The following is a 24452-nucleotide window of genomic DNA, read 5'->3' on the forward strand; positions in this document are numbered from 1 at the left end:
GTCGTCGCTAGCTCCGGGAGACGAGCGCGCTGATGAGCGTCTCGTCTTTGTGCAGGGTCTCGATCTGGTTCGCCGGCCCGATGACGGTGAGTTTCTTCGGCGACTCGTCGTTGCCCATGATCCGACCGAGCAGCGAGGAGTCGCGGGTGCCGGACTTCGGATAGGTCTCGATTTCGATGCCGTTGAACTCGTCAGGGCTGATTTCGGCCATCGTCACCTCGATCAGGCGACTCTCTTCGTCCGGGGTGAGGCCTTCCTCGAGGATGACGATGTTGCCGTCGTGGACGCCGTCGAGGATCATTCGGATCTTTTCCATGCTCGCCAGACCCTCCATGCGCTCTCCGCTGATGAGGTCGATCTGGACGCCGTTGCGGCGGTCGTCGTCGGCTTTGGTTGCTTCCGGCATGATTACCCGAAGTACTCCGCGATGTTTTCGTACACTTCGTCCATGTTCTCTCCTTCCTTCGCCGACAGCGGGACCGTCTTGTGCTGGGGGAAGGCGTCCTCGATCCGCTTGACGCTCGATTCGGGGAGGTCGATCTTGTTCGCGAAGATGAGTACGGGCAGGTCGCGCGATTCGATGATGCCGATCAGCATCGTGTTGACCTGGGTGATCGGGTCCTCGGCGCTGTCGAGCACGTAGATGACGCCGTCGACGTCCTCGCGAAGCCAGTGCATGGCCTCGGCGACTCCCTCGGTGGCCTCTCGAGAGCGTCTGATCGCGTCGTCTTTCTCCATTTCGTCGGTGAACTCCTCGTAGTCGACTTTCGTCGTCACGCCGGGAGTGTCGACGATGTCGATGGTCACCGACTTGCCGTTGCGCTCGATTTCGACGTCTTCTTTCCGGCGAGCGCGCCGGGTTTCGTGAGGAATGTGGCTTTCGGTGCCGATGGCGTCACCGGTCCAATCACGGGCGATACGGTTCGCGAGGGTCGTCTTCCCGGCGTTTGGGGGGCCGTAGATGCCGATCCGCTTTGGCTCCTGCTCGGAGAAGAGCCGATCCGTCGCGCGAGAGATGCTATCTTTGAGTCCTGTAAACAATCCCATCCTGGAGATCCTCCACACTTGCAAGTGTGTCTGAACGTACTACAGAACCGAATTCACTTAAGTCTACGTCAGACAGAGGGATTGTCACACACGGGCGACGGTTTCGACCGCGAGACCGTATCCCCTCCCGCGATTTTAGTGGTGGGCGACTCGAGTTCTAACCGACTCGAGGCGCTCCACGACGTCTGGGCGCTTCGAGAACCGCTGTCGTCGATTCGGATTCCCGAGTCACAGAAAGCGGTCAGTTGTTGGGGGAACCGAGACGGTTTTCGCGCTCAGCACCCTCTACTCGAACGTACAGTAGACTGCTCAATGGCTCCATCCCACGACCCCTCCACATCGGCAGATGCCGCCCCCGATTCCGCCGTCAGTTTTTCCCTCGAGGGCGTCCGAACCGGCTTTCTGACCTGTATCCCGGTCGCGCTCGGAGTCGCCGGCTACGGCGTCGCCTTCGGCGTCGTCGCGAACCAGGCCGGCCTCAGCGTCGCGGAAGCCGCACTGATGAGCGCGACGGTTGTCGCCGGGGCTTCTCAGCTCATCGCGGTCGAGCTCTGGGCCGATCCTCTCCCGGTGACCGCGATTCTCGTGACGACCGTCGCCGTCAACCTCCGGTACTCGCTCATGGGCGCCGCCCTCGAGCGCTGGTTTCGTCACCTCTCGCCCACCCAGGTCTACGGTAGCCTCTTCCTGATGGCCGACGAGAACTGGGCGCTGACCGTTCGCGACCTGAAAACCGGGAGCGGCCGCGGCGCCTTCCTCCTGGGTAGCGGTATCGCGATCTGGACCTTCTGGGTCGCCTCGACGGTCGTCGGCGTCCTCGCCGGCGGCGTCATCGGCGATCCGGCCAGGTACGGCTTCGACTTCATCCTCGCCGCCGTCTTCCTCGCGCTCGCGGCCGACCTGTGGGACGGCCGGTCGACGTTCGTCCCCTGGCTCGTCGCCCTCGCCACGGCGCTGGTCGCCTCGTCGGTGCTTCCCGGCCGCTGGTACATCCTCCTCGGCGGACTCGCCGCGGCGGCACTCGAGGTGATCCGCTACGATGCGTGAGGGATGGCTCTCGCTCGACCCGCTCGTCGTCGCCCTCGTCCTCACGATGGCCGTCCTCACCTACCTCACGAAAGTCGGCGGGCTCTGGGTCCTGAGCCGACTCGAGGTGAGCGACCGCCTCGAGGCCGGACTGTCGGTGCTCCCGGGGGCGATCGTAGTCGCGATCCTGGGCCCGGAACTGGCGTCGGGCGGGCCGGCCGAGTGGGCCGCCGGAGCCGTCGTCCTGGCACTCGCGTGGCGAACGGAGAGCATCCTCCTGGCGCTGTGTGGTGGCATCCTCGCGGTCGTGGCGTTTCGCGGGCTGGTGTAGCGTCGAGGCGAAACGCGCGTAACCTTCTCGCTCGAGTAGCGATCTAGTACTATCGGCACTCCCACCGATTCACGATCCATCGCCCGCGAGCCAGCCGGTTAATCCGACTGGTCGCTCATGGCCACATTTCGAAACTCAAATTGCGCCCCACCGGCGTCGCTCTCGGTCAACTGCAGGTCCCAGTCGTAGATGCCGGCCAGTCGGTCGACGAACGCGAGTCCCAGTCCGGTCCCGTCCGTGTCGGCAGTCGTCGTGAACCCCGGCTCGAACACCATCTCCCTGTCTTCGGGCGGGATGCCGTTCCCGTCGTCCGCCACGTAGAACCCACCCGCCACCGTTCCGACCTCGATCACCACGTCCGACCCGCCGTGTCGAATCGCGTTCTCGAACAGGTTCCTGAACAGGTGTCGCACGTACACCTCGTCCGCTTCGATCACGAGGTCGATGTCGACCACCAGAGTCGCCTCACGGGTATCCACGTCGTCCCAGACGTCCCGGGCCATCTCGGCGAGAGATACGGGTGCACGTTCCCCGACAGCGTCCCCACGCCGCGTCAACACGAGCATCACGTCGATCATGTTCTCGATCCGGTCGAACGACTCCACGACGTTTTCGACCGCCTTCGGCGCGGCCTCCTCCGGCAGGTGCTGGGCGTAAATCTGGCCGATCGTCACCGGGTTCCGGAGTTCGTGGGCGAGCATGCTGGCGAACTTCTCGAGGCGCGTGTTTAACGCCTGGAGTTCCGCGACCGTCTCCTCGAGTTCGTCCTGGTAGGTGTGGCGCTCGATCGCCGCGGCGAGGAGGTTGGCGACGCTCTGGACGAAGTCGACGTCGTGGTCGGTGAACGCGATCTCGTCCGTCGTGTGGACGCCCAGGATCCCCCACGGATCGTCGATGGTGCCGATGATGACGCTGATGCCGCTCACCACGTCGTGATCGATGAGGAGGTCCGGCCCACTGAATCGCTCTTCAGTCCGCAGGTCGTCGACGACGACCGGTTCCTCCGAGAGGAGCGTGTACCCGGCCTGCGAGTTCGTATCCGTCGGAATCTCCGCCTCCCCGACGATCCCCTCCTGCCAGCCCACCCCCTGTCGCAGGAAGACGTTTCCGGAGGGGAGCAACTCGAGTACCTTGCAGTAGTCACAGCCGAGGGTCTCCGCGACCGTCGCCGCCGCGTCGTGCATGAGTCGATCGATGTCGTCCGTCTCGAGCGCCCGTCTCCCCAGCGAAGAAATGACTTTCTGCTGATGAATGCGGGTGTGAAGTTCCGTCTCCGAGTCGGACGGTGAACTCATCGTGGCAGCCATTATTCTGAACCCGCATAAGTTTCTGTCCAATACACATTGGGTTCGATTTCACGGCCGGCGGTGATCCGTACTGTTACTTTTTCGCTGCTCTCGATACACTGGCAGATGATGGTGCGGACCAGGAACGCTGGCCCCGGAGCATATTGGCTCTAACGAATCGCATGACGGAGGCGACTGGAACACGAATCGTGACGAGCTCCAGCCAAGGTGGCGGCAGTGGGTTTATATATGCCATACCGTCGGCTAGTGGATTCGAACCGTGACGAAACGTAGCGGGCGCGACGGGATTTGAACCCGCGACATCCTGGTCCGGAACCAGGGACTCTGTCCACTGAGCTACGCGCCCTCGTCGGTACAGATTGACTACGGCCGTATAACGTTTCTGTCGTGGCTAGTCTTCGCCTCGAGCGGTCGGCGCTTCGAGGTCCTGTTCCTCCCCGACATCGCCCACGTCCGCGTCGTCGATGTACTTCTCCTTCCAGGTACCGCGGGTGAACCAGGCGACCCCCACGGTGGCGCCGAGGACGTTTCCGAGGGCCATGCCGGTCCAGACGCCGGTTTCGCCCCAGCCGAGGGCGGCGAGGGTGATCTCGACGCCGGGAATCGTGACCGACCAGGAGAACGCCAGCACGAGGACGCTCACGACGCGACCGACCCAGAGGGTGAGCATCGAGATGACCATCGCCGTCTTCGTGTTTCCGGCGCCGCGGAAGGCGCCGAGGATGACCTGCGAGACGCCGATGAAGGCGAACTCGACGGAGCGGATGCGGACGTACTCGACGCCGTAGGCGATGGTCGCGGGGGCGTCGGGGACGTCGCCTAGGAAGACGCTGACGATGGGTTCGGTGAAGGCGACGGCGATCACAGCGACGACGAGCATCACCCCGGCGCCGGTCGAGGCGGCGAGCCAGACCGAGCGCTCGGCGCGGTCGCTCCGGTCGGCGCCGAGGTTCTGGCCGACCATGGTGTCGATGGCGCGACCCAGCCCCATCGCGGGCAGAAAGACGAGGGAGATCAGTCGGTTGCCCAGGCCGTAGGCGGCGACCACTGGCGGCGAGAACGTGACGATCATGGCGGTGAGCGTGATCATCGCCATCGCGCTCGTGGTCTGTTCGACCGTGCTCGGCACGCCGAGACGGACGATGTCCTCGATGATCTGGCGGTCCAGCGGGAGGTGCTCGAGGCTCACGGCCGGCCCGCTCGCGGTGGTGAAGAGGATCCACAGGCCCATCACGGTCGCGACGCCGCGGGCGGCGATCGTCGCGAGTGCGGCGCCCTGGATCCCCAGGCCAGAAAAGCCGGTCCAGGCGAAGAGGGCGGCCTCGAGGCCCTCGAGGTTGAGCCAGAGGAAGAGGGGGTTGTCGGCGAACCCGAAGATGAAGAACGGGTCGAGCAGGACGTTGAGGAAGACGGAGACGACCATCACGAGCATCGGGGTTCGGGTGTCGCCGTAGCCGCGCATGAGTGCCGAGAAGACGAAGAAGCCGAACATGAGGGGGATGCCCAGGAAGATGACCTCCATGTAGTCAGCGGCCAGCGGAATCACCGACGCGGCGGTCTCCTGGTCGCTGGGCAGGAGCTCGAGGGCGGGGCGGGTGTAGAAGTAACCGGCGATGCCGATGAACACCGAGAGGAGGCCGACGAACGAGAGGGTTTGGCCGGCGACGAGACCCGCGGATCGATTCCCTTTCGCGCCAGTGTACTGGGCGACGAGAATCGCGCCCGCGGTGGTGAAGCCGCCGGCGATGGCGATGAGCAAGAATATTAGCGGAAAGGCGAGGCTAATCGCGCCGACGGCCTCGGCGGAGAGGCGTCCGAGGTAGAGGGTGTCGACGACGTTGTAGGTGACCTGCAGCAACTGGATGACGACGATGGGCCAGGCGAGGCGAAAGAGTGGTCGGACGAGGCTCCCCTCGGTGATCGAGGCGCTGGTGTCGACGGGGGTGGGGTCGGCTGGGGCGTCGTCGCCGTTGCCATCGACGTCGGCGTCGACGTCGGTATCGCCGTCCGGGGCTGGCTGGTCGCTCGAGGCGTCTGACTCGTCGCTCACTGGTTGAGGATGTGGGAGCGGGACAATGAACGTTCTGAACCTGTCCCGACATCCTCCGTCGACGCACGCCTCGAGCGGTGTCCCCGCTATCGGTTACGCTCGAGGAACCCTACTCGACCAGTCGCTCGATTTCGGTAACGAGAATGTCGCTCGCGCCGGTGTTCTTCACTTCGGTGATGGTCTCGAACACCTCGCGCTCGTCGACGACGGCGTGGACGGCGACGGACTCGCCGCCTCCGTTGGCGATGTCCATGATCGTCGGGCCGCCCATGCCGGGGATGACTTCGCGGACGTCCTCGAGCCGGTTTTTTGGAACGTTCATCATCAGGTACCGCTTCCCGTCGGCGGCCAGCACCGAGGAGAGCGCGGTTCGAATCTCTTGCACCTTGGGCTCCTCGAGGACGTCCTCGCGGGCGAACAGGCGCACGGAACTCGAGAGGACCTCCTCGATGACGGCGAGGCGGTTCATCTTCAGGGTCGTCCCCGTGCTCGTGATGTCGACGATGGCGTCGGCCATCTCGACGTGTGGCGTCAACTCCGTCGCGCCCGTGACCTCGACGATCGAGGGCTCGAGCCCGCGTTCGTCGAAGAACTGCCGGGTGACGGTCGGGAACTCGGTGGCGACGGTCTTGCCCGCCAGGTCCTCGACGGCGTCGATGTCGCCGTCTTCGGGCGACGCGAGCACGAGTCGACAGCGGCCGAACTCGAGGTCGAGCAGTTCCGAAACGGTGGCGACGTCGGCCTCCCGATACTGGTCGTAGCCAGTGATCCCGAGGTCGGCCGCCCCATCGGCGACGTACTCGGGGATGTCGGCGGCCCGGGCGAAGAGGATGGTGACCTCGGGGTCGACGGTGTCGGCGTAGAGCTTCCTGGCGGCGCCGTTCTCGAGGTGGAGGCCGGCCCGCTCGAGGAGGTCGATCGTCGGATCGTGCAGGCGGCCCTTGTTGGGGACGGCGAGACGCATTGACGGGCCATTGGGTGCGTAGCGGGAACTGTCTTTCCATCGCAACTGCACCGCGTTTGCTCGATCCAGGTGAGGTCGCTTCATCTCGAGTCGATCGAGCAAACGTTTGATTCCAGCAATCGACGTACTCGATAGTCGATTACTGAACGGTTAACGGAAACTGAGTGAGAAGTGAGTCGAAGGTGTACAAGCGACTATCGACGACCTGGGAACTGCTCCGCGGTCGCAATTCCGCTAAATGGTCTCGGAAATACTCGAGCGCAGTGGGCGATCAGTCGGGTTCGTCCGTTTCGAAGCAGGCACCGGTACGGCCGCTCCAGCGACTCCATCTCCCAGTTCCAGATCGGTAAGCGTACTTTTACCCGTTCGTGGTCGATTACACCCGTCAGTTACCACTTTCTAATGTCAATCTGTGGGTGAAACGATCCGCCTCGCTTTACGTCCGACCGTGCATCTCGAAGGTGTTATGGACGAACCCACAGATCAACCCGGGGAGAGTCGATTGTCGGCAGACCGAGAGACGATCCGCCGCTGGGCGGACGAACACGCTGCGACGCCCGCTCGCCACGAGGACGAACCGGATCGCTACCGCATCCTCCCGGAGTCCGAGACGATGGGATCCCACGAGACGGTCGAGTGGGACGAGTTCTTCGGCCGACTCGAGGAGGGCGACCAGGTGGTAATCTACCACGGTGCGGAGGCGTCCGAACCCTTCGAAGTGACCCGTCGCGAAGAGGCCCTCACGCGAAGCAACGTCGATCGAGAGGACCTGAAAGAGCGCCTCCTCGAGGGCGAGACGGTGACGACGGAGATTACCGAGACCACCGTCGTCGAGAGCGTCGTCGTCGAGGAGACGAGCATCGAGAGCGAACTCGTCGACACCGAGGTGATCGACGAGAGCGTGGTCGACGTCGAACTCCTGCAACGGGAGTGTACGGGCTGTACGCTCGTCGACGAGGGAGGGAGTGATCGTGATCACGCGGACTGGTTCGACGAGGACCGCTACTACGACGCGGTCGACCGTACGGGGTCAGAGCCCGTGCCCGCAGACACCGGGGTCGGCTCCATCGAGTCCACTACCGACGTCCCGTACTCCGCCGAACTCGAGGTGGAGGAGATGTGGTCGGTTACTCGCGAGTTCACCGAACGGTTCACCGTCGAGAGCCACGTCGCGGGCACCGACGTGGTCGAAACCGACACCGTCGAGGACCGCGACATCGACGTCGAGGGACTCCAGCGCACGATCGCCGAGAGCGACCTTCTCGACGTCGACGTGTCGACCGACAACGTGCTCACGGAGTACGAGGTCGAATCCGAGGTGAGCGAAGACGACCGAATTCACACCTACTTCACCCGCGAACACGTCGTCCAGGACGAGGTAGTCGACCGGAAGCGCCTGGACGCTGACGTGACCGGGGGCGAACTCCTGGCGATGGAGACCGTTCACACCGAGGACGTCGTTACCGAGGAATCCGGAACGATGCCGACCGGCACGACCGAAGGTGGCGCTGTTGAGGGCGCCGACGGGGAATCGATGGGTGCTACCGAAGCGGAACCGATGGGAGCCACCGGAGAGGAGTCAATGGGTGCCACCGGAGAGGAGCCAATAGAGGCCACGGAAGGGGCCGGGCGAGTAACGCTCTCCGACGACGAAATCGGAAAAGCGGTCGTCGACACCGCGGGCGAGGAACTCGGGATGGTTACCGACGTCGAAGAGGGCGGCGAAACGATGTACGTCGATGCCCATCCGGGGATCACCGAGAAGATCAAAGCCGCGCTCGACTGGGGCAACGTCAACGACGACGACTTTCCCGTCGAGGCCAACGAAATCGAGCACGTGACCGACGACCAGGTAGTACTCAAAGGAGCCGAGGAGCTCGGATCGGACGAGAAATCGATGTAACCCGGTCGCGTAATTTCGCCCGCTGTGTTCTTCGAGCGGCGGGTTCTTTTTCGAGACGACGAGCGGCTCATCCACTTTCACTTCATCGATCCATCGGTCGTGATACTTTCCAATCGAAATTCGGATGGCAGGATACTCTCATTTTGAAAGGCACAACTCGCTTGAACCCGTAGCCCGTAGTATCCACCATGACGAAACGACGCGCCCACCTCGAGATAACCGGGATGTCATGTGCGACGTGTTCGGGGTCCGTCGAGAGTGCGCTGGCGGATCTCGAAGGGGTCGAGGAGGCGAGCGCGAACTTCGCGACCGACGAGGGAGTCGTCGCCTACGACCCCGACGAGGTCAGCCTCGAGGAAGTCGTCGAGGCGGTATCGAACGCGGGCTACGAGGTCGCGACCGAAACCACCTCGATTCCCGTGATGGGGATGTCCTGTGCGACCTGCTCGGGAACCGTCCAGGAGGCGACGGAGGCTCTCCCCGGGGTCGTCTCGGCGGACGTGAACTTCGCCTCGGACGAGGCCCGGATCCGGTACAATCGGTCGGACGTCTCGCTGGCCGAAATCCGACGCGCGATCGAGGAGGCGGGATACGAACCCGCTGGCGGCGAGAACGAGGAAGACGAGGGCCAGCGCGAGCGTGCCGTCGAGCGCGAACTGTCCCGGCAGCGACGGCTGGTGATCGGTGGCGGCCTGCTCACGCTGCCGTTCGTGCCGATCATGCTCGCGATGCTCGGACTCGTGCCGCCGCTCCACGAGGTGCTCGGGATCGGCGAGGGAGTCGTCGACTGGACCGAGTTCGCCATCGCGACGGTCATGATGGCGACCCTCGGCCGCGAGTTCCTTGTCGGCGCCTATCGTGCGTTCGCGCACAACCGGCGGGCGAACATGGACACCCTCGTCGCCGTCGGTACCCTCGCGGGCTACGTCTACTCGACGGCCGTGCTAACGGTCGGGCTGACCGGCAACCTCTACTTCGAGGCCGTCGCGTTCATCCTCTGGTTCATCACGCTGGGCAACTGGCTCGAGGTCCGCTCGAAGGCGCGAGCGGGCAATGCCCTGCGGGAACTCCTCGAGATGGAGGCCGAGGACGCCACGGTCGTGCGGGACGGGACTGAAGTACAGGTGCCCCTCGAGGACGTCCAGGTCGGCGACGTGCTCAAGGTCCGCCCGGGCGAGCGGATTCCGACCGACGGCGTCGTCCTCGAGGGCCAGAGCGCCGTCGACGAGTCGATGTTGACCGGCGAATCGGTCCCGGTCGAGAAGGGCGAGGGCGACGACGTCGTGGGGAGCACGATCAACGAGAACGGCGTCCTGCTGGTTGAGGCGACCAAAGTCGGCTCCGAGACGGCGCTCCAACAGATCGTCGACCGGGTCAAGGAGGCCCAGTCGCGCCAGCCCGATATCCAGCGGGTGGTCGACACTGTAAGCGCCTACTTCGTCCCCGCGGTGATCGTCAACGCCGTGATCTGGGCCGTTTTCTGGGCGCTGTTCCCCGACGCTCTCTACGGCGCCTCGGCTTGGCTCGGCTCCTGGATTCCCGTGCTTGAGCCGGTCGGCGGCGGCCCGGTCGCGGGCGGCGTACCCGTCCTCGAGTTCTCGGTCGTCGTGCTCGCCTCCGCACTGTTGATCGCCTGCCCCTGCGCGCTCGGGCTGGCGACGCCTGCGGCGACGATGGTCGGCTCCACGCTGAGTGCGACCAACGGCGTCCTATTCAAGGGTGGCGACGTCCTCGAGCAGGTCCGGGGAATCGATACCGTCGTCTTCGACAAGACCGGGACCCTGACCCACGGCGAGATGACGCTGACCGACGTGGTTGTCCTGGACGACGAAGCGAGCGGAGTCGCGGCCGACGGGGGGACCGACCCCCGCGCCGACGGCGGCGTCCTCGAGACGCGCGAGGAGTCCCTCGAATCGTTCGTCCTGGGAGCCGCGGCGGCCGCCGAATCAGGCTCGGAACACCCCATCGGGCGCGCCGTCGTCGAGGGCGCCGCCGACCGGGGCGTCGAAGTAGGAGAACTGGAGGACTTCGAGAACGTCCCCGGTCACGGGATCCGTGCGGAGACGGCCCGCGGGACGGTCGTGGTCGGTCGGCGAAAATTGCTCGAGGACGAGGGGATCGACCCCGAGCCAGCCGAAGAGGTCCTCGAGCGCCTCGAGCGCGAGGGGAAGACCGCTATCCCGGTCGCCGTCGACGGCACGTTGCTGGGCGTCGTCGCGGTGGCCGACGAGGTCCGCGAGAGCGCGACGGAGACCGTGGCCACCCTGCGGGAGCGGGGCATCGAGGTCGTCATGCTGACCGGCGACAACGAGCGGACGGCTCGAGCGGTCGCGGAGCGGGTGGGCATCGAGCCCGGGAACGTCCGGGCAGGCGTCCTGCCGGAGGACAAGGCGGACCACGTCGAGGACCTGCAGTCGGCCGGCGACGACGGTAGCGACGGCACGCGAGTGATGATGGTCGGCGACGGCGTCAACGACGCTCCCGCGCTCACGACGGCCCACGTCGGCGTCGCTATCGGCTCCGGGACCGACGTGGCCATCGAATCGGCCGACGTGACGCTGATGCGCGACGACCCCGCCGACGTGCTCAAGGCGATCCGCATCTCGGAGGCTACCTTGCGGAAGGTTCGACAGAACCTCTTCTGGGCGTTGATCTACAACACCACGCTGGTCCCGATCGCCTCGCTCGGGCTGCTCAACCCCGCCCTGGCCGGCCTGGCGATGGCGACCTCGAGCGTGAGCGTGATGACGAACAGCCTCTCGTTCGCCGCCTACGATCCCCACGAGGACCACCGGCCGCTGGTCACGCGGCCGCTCGAGTGGATTCGGCGGTAGGACGATCGGCCAGCCAACGAATAAATTTTCGAATTGGGGCTGTTCGACGAACAGAGTTCTGAATTTATCCCTGTGGTAGAACAATACTCAGATATCGGGTGCTATTCACAGACATAATATAGCTGGGGCGTCAGTGACACACATGGGCCAGTTCACGCACGCCGACCTCGAGATCGCGTCGGCGTACGACGCCTACATCGACGGCGAACGGACCCCGCCGGCCGGGGGAGACTACAGCGACCTGATCGACCCGGCGAGCGAGGAACCCTTCACGCGCGTCGCCAGCTGCACCGAGGCCGACGTCTACGACGCCGTGCGAGCGGCGCGGCGAGCCTTCGCGGAGTGGCGAGAGACGCCCCCGGACGAACGGGGTCGACGGGTTTACGAAATGGGACGCATCATCCGCGAACACGTCGACGAACTCGCCGCCCTCGAGAGCCTGGATCAGGGGAAGCCGCTATCGCAGGCGCGAAGCGACGTCGAGAGTGCGGCCCGCTACTTCGAGTACTACGCCGGGTTCACCGACAAACTCGAGGGCAAGAGCATCCCGCTCGGTTCCGACACCCTCGATTTCACGATTCGCGAACCCTACGGCGTGAGCGCGCAGATCACGCCGTGGAATTTCCCCGGGAATCTCTTCGCGCGTGGGACCGCCCCCGCGCTGGTCGCCGGGAACGCGGTCGTCGTCAAACCAGCGCCGAACACGCCCCTGAGTACGCTCAGGCTGACCGAACTGTGCGCGCAGGTGGGTGTTCCCGACGGTCTCGTCAACGTCGTTCCGGGCGGCGGGGAGACGGGGGCCGCGCTCACCGGTCACAAGGATGTCGACACGATCACCTTCACGGGCAGCGTCCCGACAGGGCAGGCTATCATGCGATCGGCTGCCGACTCGATCACGCCAGTCACGCTCGAGCTCGGGGGGAAGAACCCCGCGATCGTGTTTCCAGACGCCGACCTCGAGGCCACGACGGAGACCATTTCGACGGCTATCTTCACGAACGCCGGACAGGTCTGTTCGGCCGCCGACCGGGCGCTCGTCCACGAGTCGGTCTACGACGAGTTCGTCGAACGAATCGTCGACCTGGCCGCGGACTACGAGCTCGCCCCCGGGGCCGAGGACGCCGACATGGGTCCGTTGGCCTCCGAGGAACAGTTCGAGAAGGTCACGAGCTACGTCGACCTCGGGCAACGCGAGGGCGCGACGCTCGCGGCCGGCGGCGGGACGCCGGATCGGCCCGGCTACTTCGTCGAACCGACCGTCTTCGCCGACGTCGAACCCGGGATGCGCATCGAACAGGAGGAGATTTTCGGCCCCGTCCTCTGCGTCGTTCCGTTCGCCGACGAGACCGAGGCCCTCGAAATCGCCAACGGAGTCGACTACGGGCTGGTCTCCGGCGTCTTCACCGGGGACGTTTCGAGAGCAGGTCGACTGGCGAGGCGTCTCGAGGCGGGGAACGTCTACGTCAACGACTGGTTCGTCGACACCCAACAGACGCCCTTCGGCGGGTACAAGCGGAGCGGTATCGGCCGCGAAAAGGGCCTGGAGGCCCTCGAGTCCTACGTCCAGACCAAGAACGTCGCCATCGCGCTCGAGGACGGCGGCGGCAACCTTCCGGGTGCGTGATCGTTCGGTCCTCGTACCGGGAGAACGTCGTTCGGCGACTCCACGCTGAAGGCAGTTTTGATCGGTTGCCGATCGGATGTGGTGTAACAAATCCGGATATTTCCCACATGGGAGAAAATTTTCCACATTTATCATGCTGGTTATGGAAACTGTTTTATCATCGAGCGATAATAGTGATACGAGCGTCATGACTGACATTTCCACACAAGGTGCGATCGACGCGTCGCGGCGACGGCTCCTCACGGCGATCGCGGCGGCCGGCGGGGTGAGTCTCGCGGGGTGTACCAGCGACGACGGGAACGGTGACGGTGGGAACGGTGGCAGCGGGGACGGTGGTGGCGGGAACGGTGGCGGCGGAACCAGCGTCTCGCTCGGCATCGGACGGGGCGCGTGGGACCTGATTCCCGCGCGCGACACCGACTTCGACTCCAACAAAGTGTACTCGCTGATCTACAACAACCTCGTGGACATTACCCCCGAAGGGGAGTACGTCCCGCAGCTGGCGAGCGACTGGGAACTCGAGAGCGACACCCAGTACGTCTTCACCCTCGAGGAGGGCGTCACGTTCCACAACGGCGAGGAGTTCACCGCCTCGGACGTCCAGTACACCTACGACTGGATCGAGACCGAGGAGAACCCCCGGAAGAACTACGTAAGCGCGATTGAGGACGTCGTCGTCGAGGACGATTACACGGTCCGCTTCGACCTCGCACACCCCCACGCGCCGTTCCTCGACAACATCGAGAAGGTGATGTGGCCGCTCTCGGAGGAGGCCGTCACCGAACACGGCGAGGACTACAACTCGAACCCGGTCGGGACCGGGCCGTACGAACTGGTCGAGTGGAACTCGGGACAGAACGCGATCCTCCGAAAGTACGACGACTACTGGCAGGACGACCTGCCGAACATCGACGAAATTGAGTTCCGTATCCTCCCCGACGAGTCGTCGATGATCTCCCAGCTCGAGACGGGGTCGATCCAGGCTGTCGACCAGATGTCACCCCAGTACGTCGACCAGGTCGAGAGTGCCAACGGCATCTCGGTCCTGCGAACCGAGGACGTCAGTTCCGGTCGCGTCGACTTCAACACCGACGTCGAACCGCTCGACGACCGCCGGGTCCGTCGGGCCATCGCGTGGGCGATCGACAAGGAACAGATCGTTCAGACGGTCCTGCAGGGGTACGGCGAGGCCGGGAAGTCGATCCTCCCGAGTTCCTTCGCGGCCTATAACGGCGACCTCTCGGACTTCAATCACCCGAACGGGGACCCACAGCAGGCCCAGGACCTGCTCGCGGAAGCCGGCCAGGAGAATCTCTCGCTCGAGATCATCAGTTCGACGACGACCCAGCACGAACAGGCGGCGACGCTCGTCCAGAGCATGCTCGAGGACATCGGTGTCGAGGCGAGCGTGCAGACGCTGGACGGCTCGACGTTCTGGACCCGCGAGCAGGAGGGTGACTTCGAGATTGCCGTCTCTAACTGGGAGTCGTTCGCCGATCCGGACGAGTTGCTCTACCTCCACCACACCGATGGCCTCAACGTCTGGAACATCAGCAACGACGAACTCGACAGCTTGCTCGAGGAACAGCGCCAGACGACGGACCAGGAGGCCCGACAGGAACTCCTCGACGAGATTCAGCAGATCATCTACGAGGAAGCGTACTCCGTCTACACTTACTACCCCGAGCGGCTCCAGGGCGTTTCGGACCGCATAGAGGGATTCGAACAGTATCCCCACGGCTCGTTCCGGTCGCTCCACGAGGCGACTTACGAGTGAGTCGAAATATCTGAACGGATTATTCTATCAACGGATCTCGTTGAACTCTGTTCTATAATTCTTCCAAAGTCGGAACAAAGTCCCGATATCGACCCCCGCATCCCAAAACTTCATGTCCGTTCGAACTGACCCTCGAGTATGTCTGACAGTGACAGAAGCGTCCTCGTGACCGGGGCCGGGTCGGGGATGGGCGAAGCCACCGCCCGGCGGTTCGCGGCGACGGGTGCGAACGTGCTGGTCGTCGACCTCGACGAAGAGGGGGCCGCGGCGACGGTCGGGGCGATCGAGGCCGACGGGGGGACCGCCCGGAGTCACGTCGCGGACGTGTCCGATCCAGCGGCCGTCGAGGGGATGATCGACCGCGCCGCCGAGGCGTTCGGCGGGCTGGACGTGCTCCACAACAACGCGGGCGTGCCCCAGGAGTCGACGCCCGTCGAGGACGTGACCGAGGAGACGTGGGACGCCACCGTCGACGTGAACCTCAAGAGCGCGTTTCTCGGGGCGAAGTACGCGGTGCCCGAACTCAGGGAGAGCGACGCGGGCGTGATCCTCAACACGGCCTCGACCGCCGCGATTCGCCCGCGGACCGGGCTCTCGGCGTACGTCGCCTCCAAGGCCGGGATGGTCGGCCTCACGAAGCAACTGGCGTACGAGCTCGCCGACGATGGGATTCGCGTCAACGCCATCTGCCCCGTCGCGACGGACACGCCGATGCTGCAGGACTTCGCTGCCGGCGACCTGAGCGTCGAATCGATGCACGACACCATCCCGCTCGGGCGGCTCTGCGAACCAGAGGACGTCGCCGGCGCGGCTGTCTTCCTCGCCAGCGAGGACGCCTCGATGATCACCGGCACCGCCCTCGAGGTCGACGGGGGGCGCGACATCTGACCATGACGACCCGAACTGCCATCGACGACGCCGTCGAGTCGCGCCAGGCGGACGGCCTCGAGTTCCTGACGGAGTTCCTCCGGATCGACACCGAGAACCCGCCCGGTCGAAACTACCGCGAGGGAGCCGAGTTCCTCCGGGAGCAACTCGAGGCCCGCGAGTACGACGTAGACGTGATCGACGTTCCCGACGAGGTCGTCGAGGAGCACTACCCCAACCGGACCGATCATGACCGGATGAACGTCCTCGCTCGACTGGACGAGGGCCGAGAGGGGCCGGACGTCCACTTCACGGGCCACTACGACGTGGTCCCCGCGGGCGAGGACTGGGCCACCGACCCCTACGAGCCGACCCTCGAGGACGGGAACCTCTACGCCCGCGGGTCCAGTGACATGAAATCCGGCATCGCCGCGAGCGTGCTGGCCGTCGACGCGCTTCGCGAGCTGGGTGTACCAATCGAGGGGTCGATTACCCAGAGCATGACCGTCGACGAGGAGACCGGGGGCTTCACCGGCCTCGGCGAACTGGTCCGGGAGGGACATATTTCCCGGGAGAACACCGACTACTGCATCTACACCGAGTGCTTCGACTCCTCGCGGATCTGCCTGGGCCACCGCGGCGTGTTGAAGTTCCGGGTTGTCACCCACGGCGAGAAAGCCCACGGCTGCATGGCCCACGGCGGGGAGAACGCCGTGATGGCGATGAACGACTTCCTCACCCGGATCGGCGAGTATCGCGAGACCCTCCACGGACGAACGACGGACGAACCGGTCGTCCCTGCGGCGTCGGCCCGGGCGGACGTCTCCGCGACGATGATCGACGCGGGCTACTCCGAGAACGTGGTGCCCGACCGCTGTACGGCCACGTTCTACCGCGTGCTCGTCCCCGAGGAGAGCGTCGATGGCGCCCGCGAGGAACTCGAGGCGCTGATGGCCGAGACCGAGGCTGCGACGGGTGCGCGGGTCGGCTACGAGGAGATTATGTTCGCCGAACCCGCGCTCGTCTCGCGTGACTGCACCGTCGCCCAGACGTTCGCCCGAGAGATCGAACCCCACCACGGGCCGCCGGAGTACGTCGTCTCGCCGGGGTCGGACGACCAGCGCTTCGTTGTCAACGACGCCGGCATCGAGGAGTGCATCGTCTACGGGCCGGGTCTGCTCGAGCAGGCCCACGTCGAGGACGAGTACGTGCCCGTCGAGGAGGTCGTCACGGCTGCGAAGGTGATGGCCGCCGCGACGGCGGACCTGATGGGACATCTCGATGGCTGAGTTGCCGTCGCCGGAAACGATTCGAGAGCGAGCACTCGAGGCGGGCGAACGTGGTTCGGACGGCTCCGACGAGGAAGCGGCCCGCGGCGGACGGGATCGGGGCGTCAACCTGCTCGTCGGCCCGCTCGACGACACCGATCCGCTGGCCGACCTCGAGGTCGCGATCGATCCCGAAACCGGCGGGGCCGTCTATCGCGGACCACGGGCGGCCCGGGCGGGACTGCTCGCCGTCGCGGGAACCGTTGCCACAGACGAGGAGACGGCCGCCCGACTGTACTACCCCGACGCGGACCTCGCCGCAGACGGGCCCTGGCTCGTCCTCGAGCCTCTCGACGGACGACTTTCGACCGTCGTGCGGGGTCAAGCGAGGGTGTCGGTCGACCTCGAGCGCGCACCGGAGGCGAGCGCGAACTACCGGCGACTCGAGACCGACGAGAACCGACTGTCGGCCGTCCTCGAGGCCGCGAAGCCGTCCCACCCCCACTATCCGATCGAGGACGACCGGGACGGGGTGTTCACGACCGGAATGACCACCTTCTCGCTGACGGCCGTCGAGGCCGGTGACGACCGGCTGACCGCCAGTGGTGAGGCCAGCAGCGAACGGCTAACGGTCGTCTTCGAGGCGGCGACGACGCCGACGACCGCCTTCGCCGAGGTCGAATCCCGGTTCGAATCCTGTCCGGGTGTCGAAGCGGTTCGCCTCGAGCGCGTCGCGGACGTCGACCGCGCCCGACCGTCTCGAGCGACGCGGACAGCAGTCGAGGGCGCCCACCAGGCGGTGCTCGGGGACTGCGCGTACGACTGGCTGGCGCCCGGATCGATCTTCGAGGCCGTGCCAACCCCCGAGAAGGTTGCGCTCGGAACCGGCGCGCCGGGCGAACCGTTCGACGCGGACGCGTTCACGATCGGGACGCGACTCCTCGAGGAGACGCTCGCCCGCGTGGAGGGATCGGTGTGAGGACGGTCGTCGCGCCCGTCGAGGGCGAGTACGTTCGCGTCGAATCCCGGTCGGAACCGGGCATCGAGGTCAACGGCATCCCGGCGACTCTCGAGTGCGTTCGCAAGGCGGACGTGCGCGTCGACCTCGTCGATCCGGACGCCGTCTGCACCGACGACGGCCGCGCGTTCGTGGTCGAACACGTCCTCGGCCCCCTCCGCCTCTGTGGTGTCACCGCCGCGTCCGTCACCGGAATCGCCAGCGAGTGGGACTTTTCCCGGCCGGAACACCGCTTCTGTTACGCGACGGCGCTCGGCCCCGACGCGGTCGTGAGCCACCCCGCGGGACTCCCGAATCCCGCGCTCGCGAAGGCCGTACGCGAGGTCGGCACGGAACCGATCGACGGCGAGACCCGCGCGACGCTCTCCGAGTCCGTGACCCGCGAGACCGATGTCGGCTCGATCACCGTCTCACCCGCCGAGACGGGATCGGGCGTCTCCCTCGACCTCGAATACGCCGGCGCGCGCTTCGGCGCGGACGTCCCCCACGACGGCGCTCGAGGCGACGTGATCGAGGCGATCACCACCGCGACGACGCCGTACCTCGCGCCCGACGCCGAGGTGGCCGTCACGCACGCCGCCGCCGACGTACTCTCGGACGTGGTGGTGCTCGGCGGCCTCGAGGACGTCCGCATCGAGGCGAGCCTGGGCGGGGCCTACCACGCCGAGACGATTGGTGTAGCGCGACGTGCCCGCGAGCAGGGGGCCGTCACCGGGCTCGAACGCCCGGCGGCGGACCGGTGACCTGTCAGATACCCGTGGAACCTATCAAATACTCGTGAAGACACACGTTTTTATGTGAGACGGCGGTCTACGTGAGGTATGTCGAACACGCGCCCTCGTGGCGAAACCTTCGATCAGACGGACGTCGACCTCCTCGAGTACGTCGAGAATGACTTCGACGTCAACCTCAACGTCCTCTCGGAGGAACTCGGCCTGTCGAAATCCGCGATCCACTATCGACTCGAGAAACTCAAGGACCGGGGTGTTATCCGCGGGATCACGGCCGACCTCGATCCGGTGCCGTTCGGGCTGGACATGGTGGCGCTGACGGAGGTTTCGGTCACCCACGAGCAGGGATACTCCGAGGACATCGGGACCGAACTCGCGGCGATCGACGGCATCGAACAGGTCTACTACACGATGGGCGACGTGGACTTCGTGACGATCGTGCGCGTCCAGGACCGCGAGCAGATGAACGAGGTCATCGACGAAATCGTCGGCATCGAGGGCGTCAAGGAGACGTCCTCGCGGTTCGTCATGGACGAAATCAAGAGCACTCCGCGGGTCGTCTCGGTGATGTCCGAGGAGATGAAGCGGGTCGTCCAGGACGGGGATCGCTGATCGACGTCTCGACTCGAGGCGCTTCGGACGGAGGACGGGGCTACGCGTTCGGCCAGCGCTCGATGTACACCGTCTCGTCGGTGTAGAACCGGACGACGTCCTCCGCCTGGGCGTGGAGGTCGCCGAAGAACGAGTCCTTTTGCCCACCGAAGTGGAAGAAGGCCATCGGTGCGGCCGTTCCCGCATTGACTGCGAGGTTGCCCGCCTCCGCTCGGTGGCGGAACTGCCGGGCCTCGGAACCGCTCTCGGTGAAGAGGCTCGCGGCGTTGCCGAAGTCGCTGCGGTTCATGACCTCGATTCCCTCCGCAACGCTCTCGACTGCCATCGCGCCGAGGACGGGGCCGAATATTTCCTCTTGGCAGATGGTCATCTCGGGGGTCACGTCCCGGAAGAGACAGGGACCAAGGAAGTTGCCCTCGCCGTCGCGACCGACGTCCCGGCCGTCGACGACCAGTTCGGCCCCCTCCTCGAGGCCGGTTTCGACGTACTCTCGTACTCGCTCCTCGTGTTCGGGCGTGATCAGCGGGCCGACGGTAGTCTCGGGGTCGAGGCCGTCGCCGACGACCTGTTTCTCGGTCTCCGCGGCGAGGAGGTCGACGAACTCCTCGTAGACGCTCTCCTCGACCAGCACGACGTCGTTGGCGAGGCAGCGCTCGCCCGAGCACGCCAGCGCGGAACTCACCGTCTTCTCGGCGGCGAACTCGAGGTCGGCGGTCGCGGAGACGACGACGTGATTCTTCGCCCCGCCCTGGGCCTGAACGCGCTTTCCGTGGGCGGCCGCCTTCTCGTAGACGTGTTTCGCGACGGGGGTGGAACCGACGAAGGAGATGCCGGCGACGTCAGGGTGCTGGAGGAGGGCGTCGACGGTGTCGACGCTCCCGTTGACGAGCTGGACGACGCCGTCAGGGAATCTGGCCTCGTCGATGAGTTCGAACAGCCGCTGGGTCACGAGCGGGTCCCGTTCGCTCGGTTTCAGAATGAAGCTGTTCCCGGTCGCGACCGCGTACGGGAGGAACCATAGCGGGATCATGCCGGGGAAGTTGAACGGAGTAACGGCGGCGAACACGCCGAGGGGTTCCCTGACGGCCGTCTCGTCGATGTCGGGGGCGGCGTGCTGGACGTGTCCCGCCTGCATGAGCGTCGGGATGCCGCAGGCGACTTCGACGTTCTCGATGCCTCGACGGAGTTCCCCTCGAGCCTCGCCCATCGTCTTTCCGTGCTCGCGGACGAGGGTCTCCGTGAGTTCGTCCAGGTGTTCCTCGAGGAGGCGTTTCAGCTCGAACAGTGGCTGGATGCGCGCCTCGACGGGCGTCTCTCGCCAGTCCTCGAAGGCGGCCAGCCCCGCCTCGACGGCTGCGTCCACGTCCTCGCCGGTGCTGAAGCCGACGTATCCGAGGGCGTTGCCAGTCGCCGGATTCACCACGTTCTGGCCGTCCGCGCCCGGGGCGACCCACTCCCCGTCGACGTAGTTTTTCACCGTCCCGAACCGTTCGGTGGTATCGTGTGGCATTCGTCTAGGGCTGTCCGCCAGTCACTATAAGGCTTCTGATATTATGAATATTGTACTCCCTATACATAGAAAATATGGACTGAATGCTGTGTCACCATGGAGTGTAGAATTTTGTCCGAGAAATCTGATTAAGGGATAAATATTAATCAATAGAGTCCGATAGCCGTGATAGGGACATGGTAACGGATAACTCGAGCGACGGGCTGAACGCCGTCGAGGCGATGGACAGGGAGTACGTCTTCGGGACGTGGGCCTACCAGAGCGAGGTCTCACCGACCCAGATCGTCGGTGGCGACGGCGCCCGGTTCACCGACGCTGACGGGAACGAGTACGTCGACTTCTCCGGGCAACTCATGTGTTCGAACCTCGGCCACTCGGCCTCGGCGGTCGAGGAGGCCATCGCCGAACAGACTCGAGAGGGTGCGTACTTCGCGCCGGGGTTCGCCACCGAGGCACGAGCCGAACTCGGAAAGAAACTCGCCGAGGTGACGCCGGGAAACCTCTCGAAGACGTTCTTCTCGACTAGCGGCACCGAGGCCATCGAGGCTGCGATCAAGATTGCGAAGTTCTACACGGGCAAGGACAAGATCATCTCCCGGTACCGCTCCTACCACGGCGCGACAGCGGGATCGATCAGCGTCACCGGCGACCCCCGCCGACTCGCCGCCGAACCCGGCATTCCGGGCGCGATCAAGGCGCCCGACCCCTACGCCTACGGGTCGACACTCGACCCCATGGAGAGCCTCGAGTACATCGACGAAATGCTGATGCTTGAGGGCGACACCGTCGCGGCGGTGCTGGTCGAACCGGTCGTCGGTTCGAACGGCATCCTGGTCCCGCCGGCGGAGTACCTCCCGCGGCTCAAGGAGATCGCCCACGACCACGGCGCGTTGCTCGTCTGCGACGAGGTGATGACCGGGTTCGGCCGGACCGGCGAGTGGTTCGGCAGCGACCTCTTCGACGTGACTCCCGACATCATGACGATGGCGAAGGGGCTCACGGGCGCCTACCAGCCTCTTGCGGCGACCGTCGTCACCGACGACATCGCCGCTCACTTTGAGGACAACATGTTCACTCACGGCCACACCTACGCGGGCCACCCGGTCGCCTGCGCGGCGGGACTGGCGGCCGTCGAGACCTACGAGTCCGAGGGTTTGATCGAGCGGGCGGACGAGGTCGGCTCGTACCTGAGCGACCGAATCGCCTCGCTCGCCGTCGACCACCCGAGCGTCGGCGACGTCCGCGGAACCGGGCTGTTCCACGGGATCGAACTCACGAAACGGACCGACGAGCGGGCCCCCTTCGGAACGCGTGAGGACAAACTCTCGAAGGGGTCGACCGTCGTCGACGAGGTCGCTGCCCGCGCGCTCGAGCACGGGACCTACGTCGCCAACATGATCAACACGCTCATCGTCGCGCCGCCGCTGACGATCACCCGGGCGGAGATCGACGAGGCCGTCGCGGCGATCGACGCGGCCCTCGAGGTCGCCGACGCGGCGATGGAGGCGTAACCCGAACCGGCGCGGGGTTCGAGCGGCTACCGCTGGGAGAGCCCCCGGAGCGTCGAGTCACCAGTCGATTAACACTATCCAACCCACAATCGATATAATGAATGAATTTCAGGTAACTCGGGATTCCCACGAATCCGACACAACATTTAAGCGATCGGACGAGTACGACCTACCCATGTTTTTACGTCTCGCGTCACCGGAGGTGGCCTGATCGCTCGATGAATTTCCTTCGCTACGTCGCGGTGCGGACGCTCCAGACGGTCCCCGTGCTGGCCGGGGTCTCCGCGGTCGTGTTCCTGATCGTCCACGCGGCACCCGGCGATCCGGTCGTCAACATGCTCGGCATTCAGGCGACCGAGGAGAACATCGAGGCGGTCCGGGCCGCCCACGGACTGGACCAGCCGCTGTACATCCAGTACTTCTCGTGGCTCTCGAACGTGCTCCAGGGCGACTTCGGCCGATCGCTCGTCCAGGGCCGGGCCGTCTCGGACCTGATCGTGAGCCGTCTGCCAGCGACGCTGTTCCTCGCCGTCTCCTCGATGGTCGTCGCCATACTCATCGCGATTCCCGCCGGTATGGTGAGTGCAGTCCGCAAGGGGTCGAAGACCGATTTCGCGGTCACGCTCGGGGCGCTCTCGGGCATCTCGATCCCGAACTTCTGGCTCGGTCTGCTCTTAATTCTCTTCTTCGCGACGTCGATCGACCTCTTTCCCGCGGGGAACTACGTCTCGCCGATGGACGACCCCGTCGGCGCGCTCGAGAGCGTCTTCCTGCCGGCGGTGACGGTCGGAACCGCCTACGCCGCTCTGCTGACGCGCCAGACACGCTCGGCCGTCCTCGAGAACCTCCGCTCCGATAGCGTGCGGATGGCAAAGGCGAAGGGACTCTCGGCGCGCCGGATCATGACCGCCCACGTCCTGAAAGGAGCGCTGTTGCCCGTCATCACCGTCGCCGGATTGCAGTTCGGCTACCTCCTCTCGGCCACCGTCGTCGTCGAGCAGGTGTTCGCCTGGCCCGGCATGGGGCGACTGATCTGGTTCGCCGTCCTCCAGCAGGACTACCCGGCGGTACAGGGGGCCGTCCTCGTCGTCGCCACCCTGTTCGTCGCGATCAACCTGCTCGTCGACCTCACGTACGGCTACCTCGACCCGCGGGTGAGCGCCCAATGAGCGTCGTCTCGAGCGCCCGTCGGGATCGATTACGCCGGTTCGTTCGGAGTTTCGCGGCGCATAAACTGGCGGTCGCCGGGCTCGCGGTCGTGTCGGTAATCGTCGTCGTCGGCGTGCTCGCGTTCGTCGACGAACAGTTCTTCGGCGGGGCGATCATCGAGACCGTCCACCACGACCCGAACGACCCCGCGTTCACCCCGCTCGAGGGGCCGAGCGCGGACCACCCGTTCGGGACCGACGAACTGGGTCGCGACGTCCTGTCGCGGACGATCTACGGCGCGAAGGTGTCGGTGCAGGTCGCGCTCACGGCGGTCTCCGTGGCCGCCGTGATTGGCTCGCTGCTCGGCGTACTCGCCGGGTACGCGAAGGGGTACACGGAGACGGTCATCATGCGCGGGGTGGACGTGCTGCTCGGGTTCCCCGCGCTCATCCTCGCGATCGGCGTCGTCGCCGCACTCGGATTCAGCCTCCAGAACGTCATCATCGCGCTGGGAATCGTCTACATCCCGCAGTTTGCCCGCATCGCCCGCAGCAGCGCCCTCTCGGTCACCGAGGAGGAGTACGTCGAGGCCGCCGAAGCCCTCGGCTACTCGAGGCGTCACATCGTCTTCTGGGAGGTGTTACCGAACTGCCTCTCGCCGCTGCTGGTTCAGGCCTCCCTGCTGATGGCGTTCGCCATCATCGCGGAAGCCTCCCTCTCGTTCCTCGGTCTCGGCGTCCAGCCGCCCCAGGCCTCGTGGGGGCAGATGGTCGCCGACGGGAGTAGCTACATGAGCAACGCCCCCTGGATTTCGGTGTTCCCGGGGGTCGCCGTCTTCGTCACCGTGTTGGGCTTCAACCTGGTCGGCGACGGGCTGCGCGACGCGCTCGATCCACACGAAAACGCCGAACGGAGGTTCTGAG

Annotated in this window: 20 protein-coding genes and 1 tRNA gene; 14 read left to right on the forward strand and 7 right to left on the reverse strand. The window is 65.4% G+C overall.

All coding sequences use genetic code 11. From position 1 onward, the window contains the following. Positions 1 to 7 precede the first annotated feature (7 nt). On the reverse strand, positions 8 to 406 hold the full coding sequence (locus tag NGM29_RS04750) for a DUF2073 domain-containing protein (protein WP_254159275.1): 399 nt from the start codon (positions 404 to 406) through the stop codon (positions 8 to 10). 2 nt (positions 407 to 408) lie between these two features. Continuing rightward, a complete protein-coding gene (locus tag NGM29_RS04755; RefSeq protein ID WP_253432329.1) occupies positions 409 to 1047 on the reverse strand; it encodes an Era-like GTP-binding protein in 639 nt (212 codons plus the stop codon). Positions 1048 to 1359: 312 nt separating this feature from the next. Between NGM29_RS04755 and NGM29_RS04760 the strand changes: the two genes are divergently transcribed. Both NGM29_RS04760 and NGM29_RS04765 read left to right on the forward strand, forming a co-directional pair. Continuing rightward, the gene (locus NGM29_RS04760) at positions 1360 to 2094 is read left to right on the forward strand and encodes an AzlC family ABC transporter permease (protein WP_254159277.1); all 735 of its coding nucleotides are present in this window, start codon (positions 1360 to 1362) and stop codon (positions 2092 to 2094) included. Beyond that, positions 2087 to 2404 (forward strand): AzlD family protein, encoded by a 318-nt coding sequence (locus NGM29_RS04765; protein WP_254159279.1) that lies wholly within the window; start codon positions 2087 to 2089, stop codon positions 2402 to 2404. The genes NGM29_RS04760 and NGM29_RS04765 overlap by 8 nt, the downstream gene beginning before the upstream one ends. Positions 2405 to 2502: 98 nt before the next feature. Here the strand turns inward: NGM29_RS04765 and NGM29_RS04770 are convergent, their stop codons facing one another. The 4 genes from NGM29_RS04770 to hisG form a co-directional block, all read right to left on the reverse strand. After that, positions 2503 to 3699: a sensor histidine kinase gene (locus tag NGM29_RS04770; protein ID WP_254159281.1), complete on the reverse strand. Its 1197-nt coding sequence runs from the start codon at positions 3697 to 3699 to the stop codon at positions 2503 to 2505. A gap of 285 nt (positions 3700 to 3984) precedes the next feature. Further along, positions 3985 to 4057: transfer RNA gene (locus NGM29_RS04775), tRNA-Arg, on the reverse strand. A gap of 45 nt (positions 4058 to 4102) precedes the next feature. Further along, positions 4103 to 5761, reverse strand: coding sequence for an MATE family efflux transporter (locus NGM29_RS04780; RefSeq protein WP_425499226.1), 1659 nt, complete (start codon positions 5759 to 5761; stop codon positions 4103 to 4105). Between the two features lie 109 nt (positions 5762 to 5870). Next, complete coding sequence (hisG, locus tag NGM29_RS04785) at positions 5871 to 6725, reverse strand: ATP phosphoribosyltransferase (RefSeq protein ID WP_254159283.1); 855 nt, start codon at positions 6723 to 6725, stop codon at positions 5871 to 5873. A gap of 466 nt (positions 6726 to 7191) precedes the next feature. Between hisG and NGM29_RS04790 the strand changes: the two genes are divergently transcribed. From NGM29_RS04790 to NGM29_RS04830, 9 genes are all read left to right on the forward strand, one after another. Next, a complete protein-coding gene (locus NGM29_RS04790; RefSeq protein ID WP_254159285.1) occupies positions 7192 to 8628 on the forward strand; it encodes a hypothetical protein in 1437 nt (478 codons plus the stop codon). A gap of 188 nt (positions 8629 to 8816) precedes the next feature. After that, positions 8817 to 11462: a heavy metal translocating P-type ATPase gene (locus NGM29_RS04795; RefSeq protein ID WP_254159286.1), complete on the forward strand. Its 2646-nt coding sequence runs from the start codon at positions 8817 to 8819 to the stop codon at positions 11460 to 11462. Between the two features lie 142 nt (positions 11463 to 11604). Next, entirely contained in the window at positions 11605 to 13086 is a 1482-nt protein-coding gene (locus NGM29_RS04800) for an aldehyde dehydrogenase family protein (protein WP_254159287.1), read from the forward strand. A gap of 187 nt (positions 13087 to 13273) precedes the next feature. Further along, a complete protein-coding gene (locus tag NGM29_RS04805) occupies positions 13274 to 14863 on the forward strand; it encodes an ABC transporter substrate-binding protein (protein WP_254159288.1) in 1590 nt (529 codons plus the stop codon). 138 nt (positions 14864 to 15001) lie between these two features. Next, positions 15002 to 15751 (forward strand): SDR family NAD(P)-dependent oxidoreductase, encoded by a 750-nt coding sequence (locus tag NGM29_RS04810; RefSeq protein ID WP_254159289.1) that lies wholly within the window; start codon positions 15002 to 15004, stop codon positions 15749 to 15751. A gap of 2 nt (positions 15752 to 15753) precedes the next feature. Continuing rightward, positions 15754 to 17019 (forward strand): ArgE/DapE family deacylase, encoded by a 1266-nt coding sequence (locus tag NGM29_RS04815; RefSeq protein ID WP_254159290.1) that lies wholly within the window; start codon positions 15754 to 15756, stop codon positions 17017 to 17019. After that, on the forward strand, positions 17012 to 17977 hold the full coding sequence (locus NGM29_RS04820; RefSeq protein WP_254159291.1) for a hypothetical protein: 966 nt from the start codon (positions 17012 to 17014) through the stop codon (positions 17975 to 17977). The genes NGM29_RS04815 and NGM29_RS04820 overlap by 8 nt, the downstream gene beginning before the upstream one ends. Next, on the forward strand, positions 17974 to 18759 hold the full coding sequence (locus tag NGM29_RS04825) for a hypothetical protein (protein ID WP_254159293.1): 786 nt from the start codon (positions 17974 to 17976) through the stop codon (positions 18757 to 18759). Before NGM29_RS04820 ends, NGM29_RS04825 begins: the two co-directional genes overlap by 4 nt. Before the next feature lie 78 nt (positions 18760 to 18837). Continuing rightward, positions 18838 to 19359: an Lrp/AsnC family transcriptional regulator gene (locus NGM29_RS04830; RefSeq protein WP_254159295.1), complete on the forward strand. Its 522-nt coding sequence runs from the start codon at positions 18838 to 18840 to the stop codon at positions 19357 to 19359. A 40-nt stretch (positions 19360 to 19399) separates the two neighbouring features. Here NGM29_RS04830 and NGM29_RS04835 read toward each other — a convergent pair whose 3' ends face one another. Beyond that, positions 19400 to 20869 carry a CoA-acylating methylmalonate-semialdehyde dehydrogenase gene (locus NGM29_RS04835; RefSeq protein WP_254159297.1) on the reverse strand — a complete coding sequence of 490 codons (1470 nt, stop codon included), beginning with the start codon at positions 20867 to 20869 and terminating at the stop codon, positions 19400 to 19402. A 176-nt stretch (positions 20870 to 21045) separates the two neighbouring features. Here NGM29_RS04835 and NGM29_RS04840 point away from each other — a divergent pair, with 176 nt between their 5' ends. The 3 genes from NGM29_RS04840 to NGM29_RS04850 all read left to right on the forward strand — a co-directional run bounded on the left by NGM29_RS04840 (position 21046) and on the right by NGM29_RS04850 (position 24451). After that, a complete protein-coding gene (locus NGM29_RS04840; RefSeq protein WP_254159299.1) occupies positions 21046 to 22380 on the forward strand; it encodes an aminotransferase family protein in 1335 nt (444 codons plus the stop codon). A 218-nt stretch (positions 22381 to 22598) separates the two neighbouring features. After that, positions 22599 to 23549, forward strand: coding sequence for an ABC transporter permease (locus tag NGM29_RS04845; protein ID WP_254159301.1), 951 nt, complete (start codon positions 22599 to 22601; stop codon positions 23547 to 23549). Continuing rightward, positions 23546 to 24451 carry an ABC transporter permease gene (locus tag NGM29_RS04850; RefSeq protein WP_254159302.1) on the forward strand — a complete coding sequence of 302 codons (906 nt, stop codon included), beginning with the start codon at positions 23546 to 23548 and terminating at the stop codon, positions 24449 to 24451. The genes NGM29_RS04845 and NGM29_RS04850 overlap by 4 nt, the downstream gene beginning before the upstream one ends. The last annotated feature ends 1 nt before the right edge of the window (position 24452 follow it).

Source organism: Natronosalvus rutilus, assembly GCF_024204665.1.
Taxonomy (GTDB): domain Archaea; phylum Halobacteriota; class Halobacteria; order Halobacteriales; family Natrialbaceae; genus Natronosalvus; species Natronosalvus rutilus.

What these genes read in the sequence shown, in the direction of transcription:
- NGM29_RS04750 (WP_254159275.1), bottom strand. Translation starts at nt 406, where the DNA reads ATGCCGGAAGCAACCAAAGCCGACGACGACCGCCGCAACGGCGTCCAG.
- NGM29_RS04755 (WP_253432329.1), bottom strand. Translation starts at nt 1,047, where the DNA reads ATGGGATTGTTTACAGGACTCAAAGATAGCATCTCTCGCGCGACGGAT.
- NGM29_RS04760 (WP_254159277.1), top strand. Translation starts at nt 1,360, where the DNA reads ATGGCTCCATCCCACGACCCCTCCACATCGGCAGATGCCGCCCCCGAT.
- NGM29_RS04765 (WP_254159279.1), top strand. Translation starts at nt 2,087, where the DNA reads ATGCGTGAGGGATGGCTCTCGCTCGACCCGCTCGTCGTCGCCCTCGTC.
- NGM29_RS04770 (WP_254159281.1), bottom strand. Translation starts at nt 3,699, where the DNA reads ATGAGTTCACCGTCCGACTCGGAGACGGAACTTCACACCCGCATTCAT.
- hisG (WP_254159283.1), bottom strand. Translation starts at nt 6,725, where the DNA reads ATGCGTCTCGCCGTCCCCAACAAGGGCCGCCTGCACGATCCGACGATC.
- NGM29_RS04790 (WP_254159285.1), top strand. Translation starts at nt 7,192, where the DNA reads ATGGACGAACCCACAGATCAACCCGGGGAGAGTCGATTGTCGGCAGAC.
- NGM29_RS04795 (WP_254159286.1), top strand. Translation starts at nt 8,817, where the DNA reads ATGACGAAACGACGCGCCCACCTCGAGATAACCGGGATGTCATGTGCG.
- NGM29_RS04800 (WP_254159287.1), top strand. Translation starts at nt 11,605, where the DNA reads ATGGGCCAGTTCACGCACGCCGACCTCGAGATCGCGTCGGCGTACGAC.
- NGM29_RS04805 (WP_254159288.1), top strand. Translation starts at nt 13,274, where the DNA reads ATGACTGACATTTCCACACAAGGTGCGATCGACGCGTCGCGGCGACGG.
- NGM29_RS04810 (WP_254159289.1), top strand. Translation starts at nt 15,002, where the DNA reads ATGTCTGACAGTGACAGAAGCGTCCTCGTGACCGGGGCCGGGTCGGGG.
- NGM29_RS04815 (WP_254159290.1), top strand. Translation starts at nt 15,754, where the DNA reads ATGACGACCCGAACTGCCATCGACGACGCCGTCGAGTCGCGCCAGGCG.
- NGM29_RS04820 (WP_254159291.1), top strand. Translation starts at nt 17,012, where the DNA reads ATGGCTGAGTTGCCGTCGCCGGAAACGATTCGAGAGCGAGCACTCGAG.
- NGM29_RS04830 (WP_254159295.1), top strand. Translation starts at nt 18,838, where the DNA reads ATGTCGAACACGCGCCCTCGTGGCGAAACCTTCGATCAGACGGACGTC.
- NGM29_RS04835 (WP_254159297.1), bottom strand. Translation starts at nt 20,869, where the DNA reads ATGCCACACGATACCACCGAACGGTTCGGGACGGTGAAAAACTACGTC.
- NGM29_RS04840 (WP_254159299.1), top strand. Translation starts at nt 21,046, where the DNA reads ATGGTAACGGATAACTCGAGCGACGGGCTGAACGCCGTCGAGGCGATG.
- NGM29_RS04845 (WP_254159301.1), top strand. Translation starts at nt 22,599, where the DNA reads ATGAATTTCCTTCGCTACGTCGCGGTGCGGACGCTCCAGACGGTCCCC.
- NGM29_RS04850 (WP_254159302.1), top strand. Translation starts at nt 23,546, where the DNA reads ATGAGCGTCGTCTCGAGCGCCCGTCGGGATCGATTACGCCGGTTCGTT.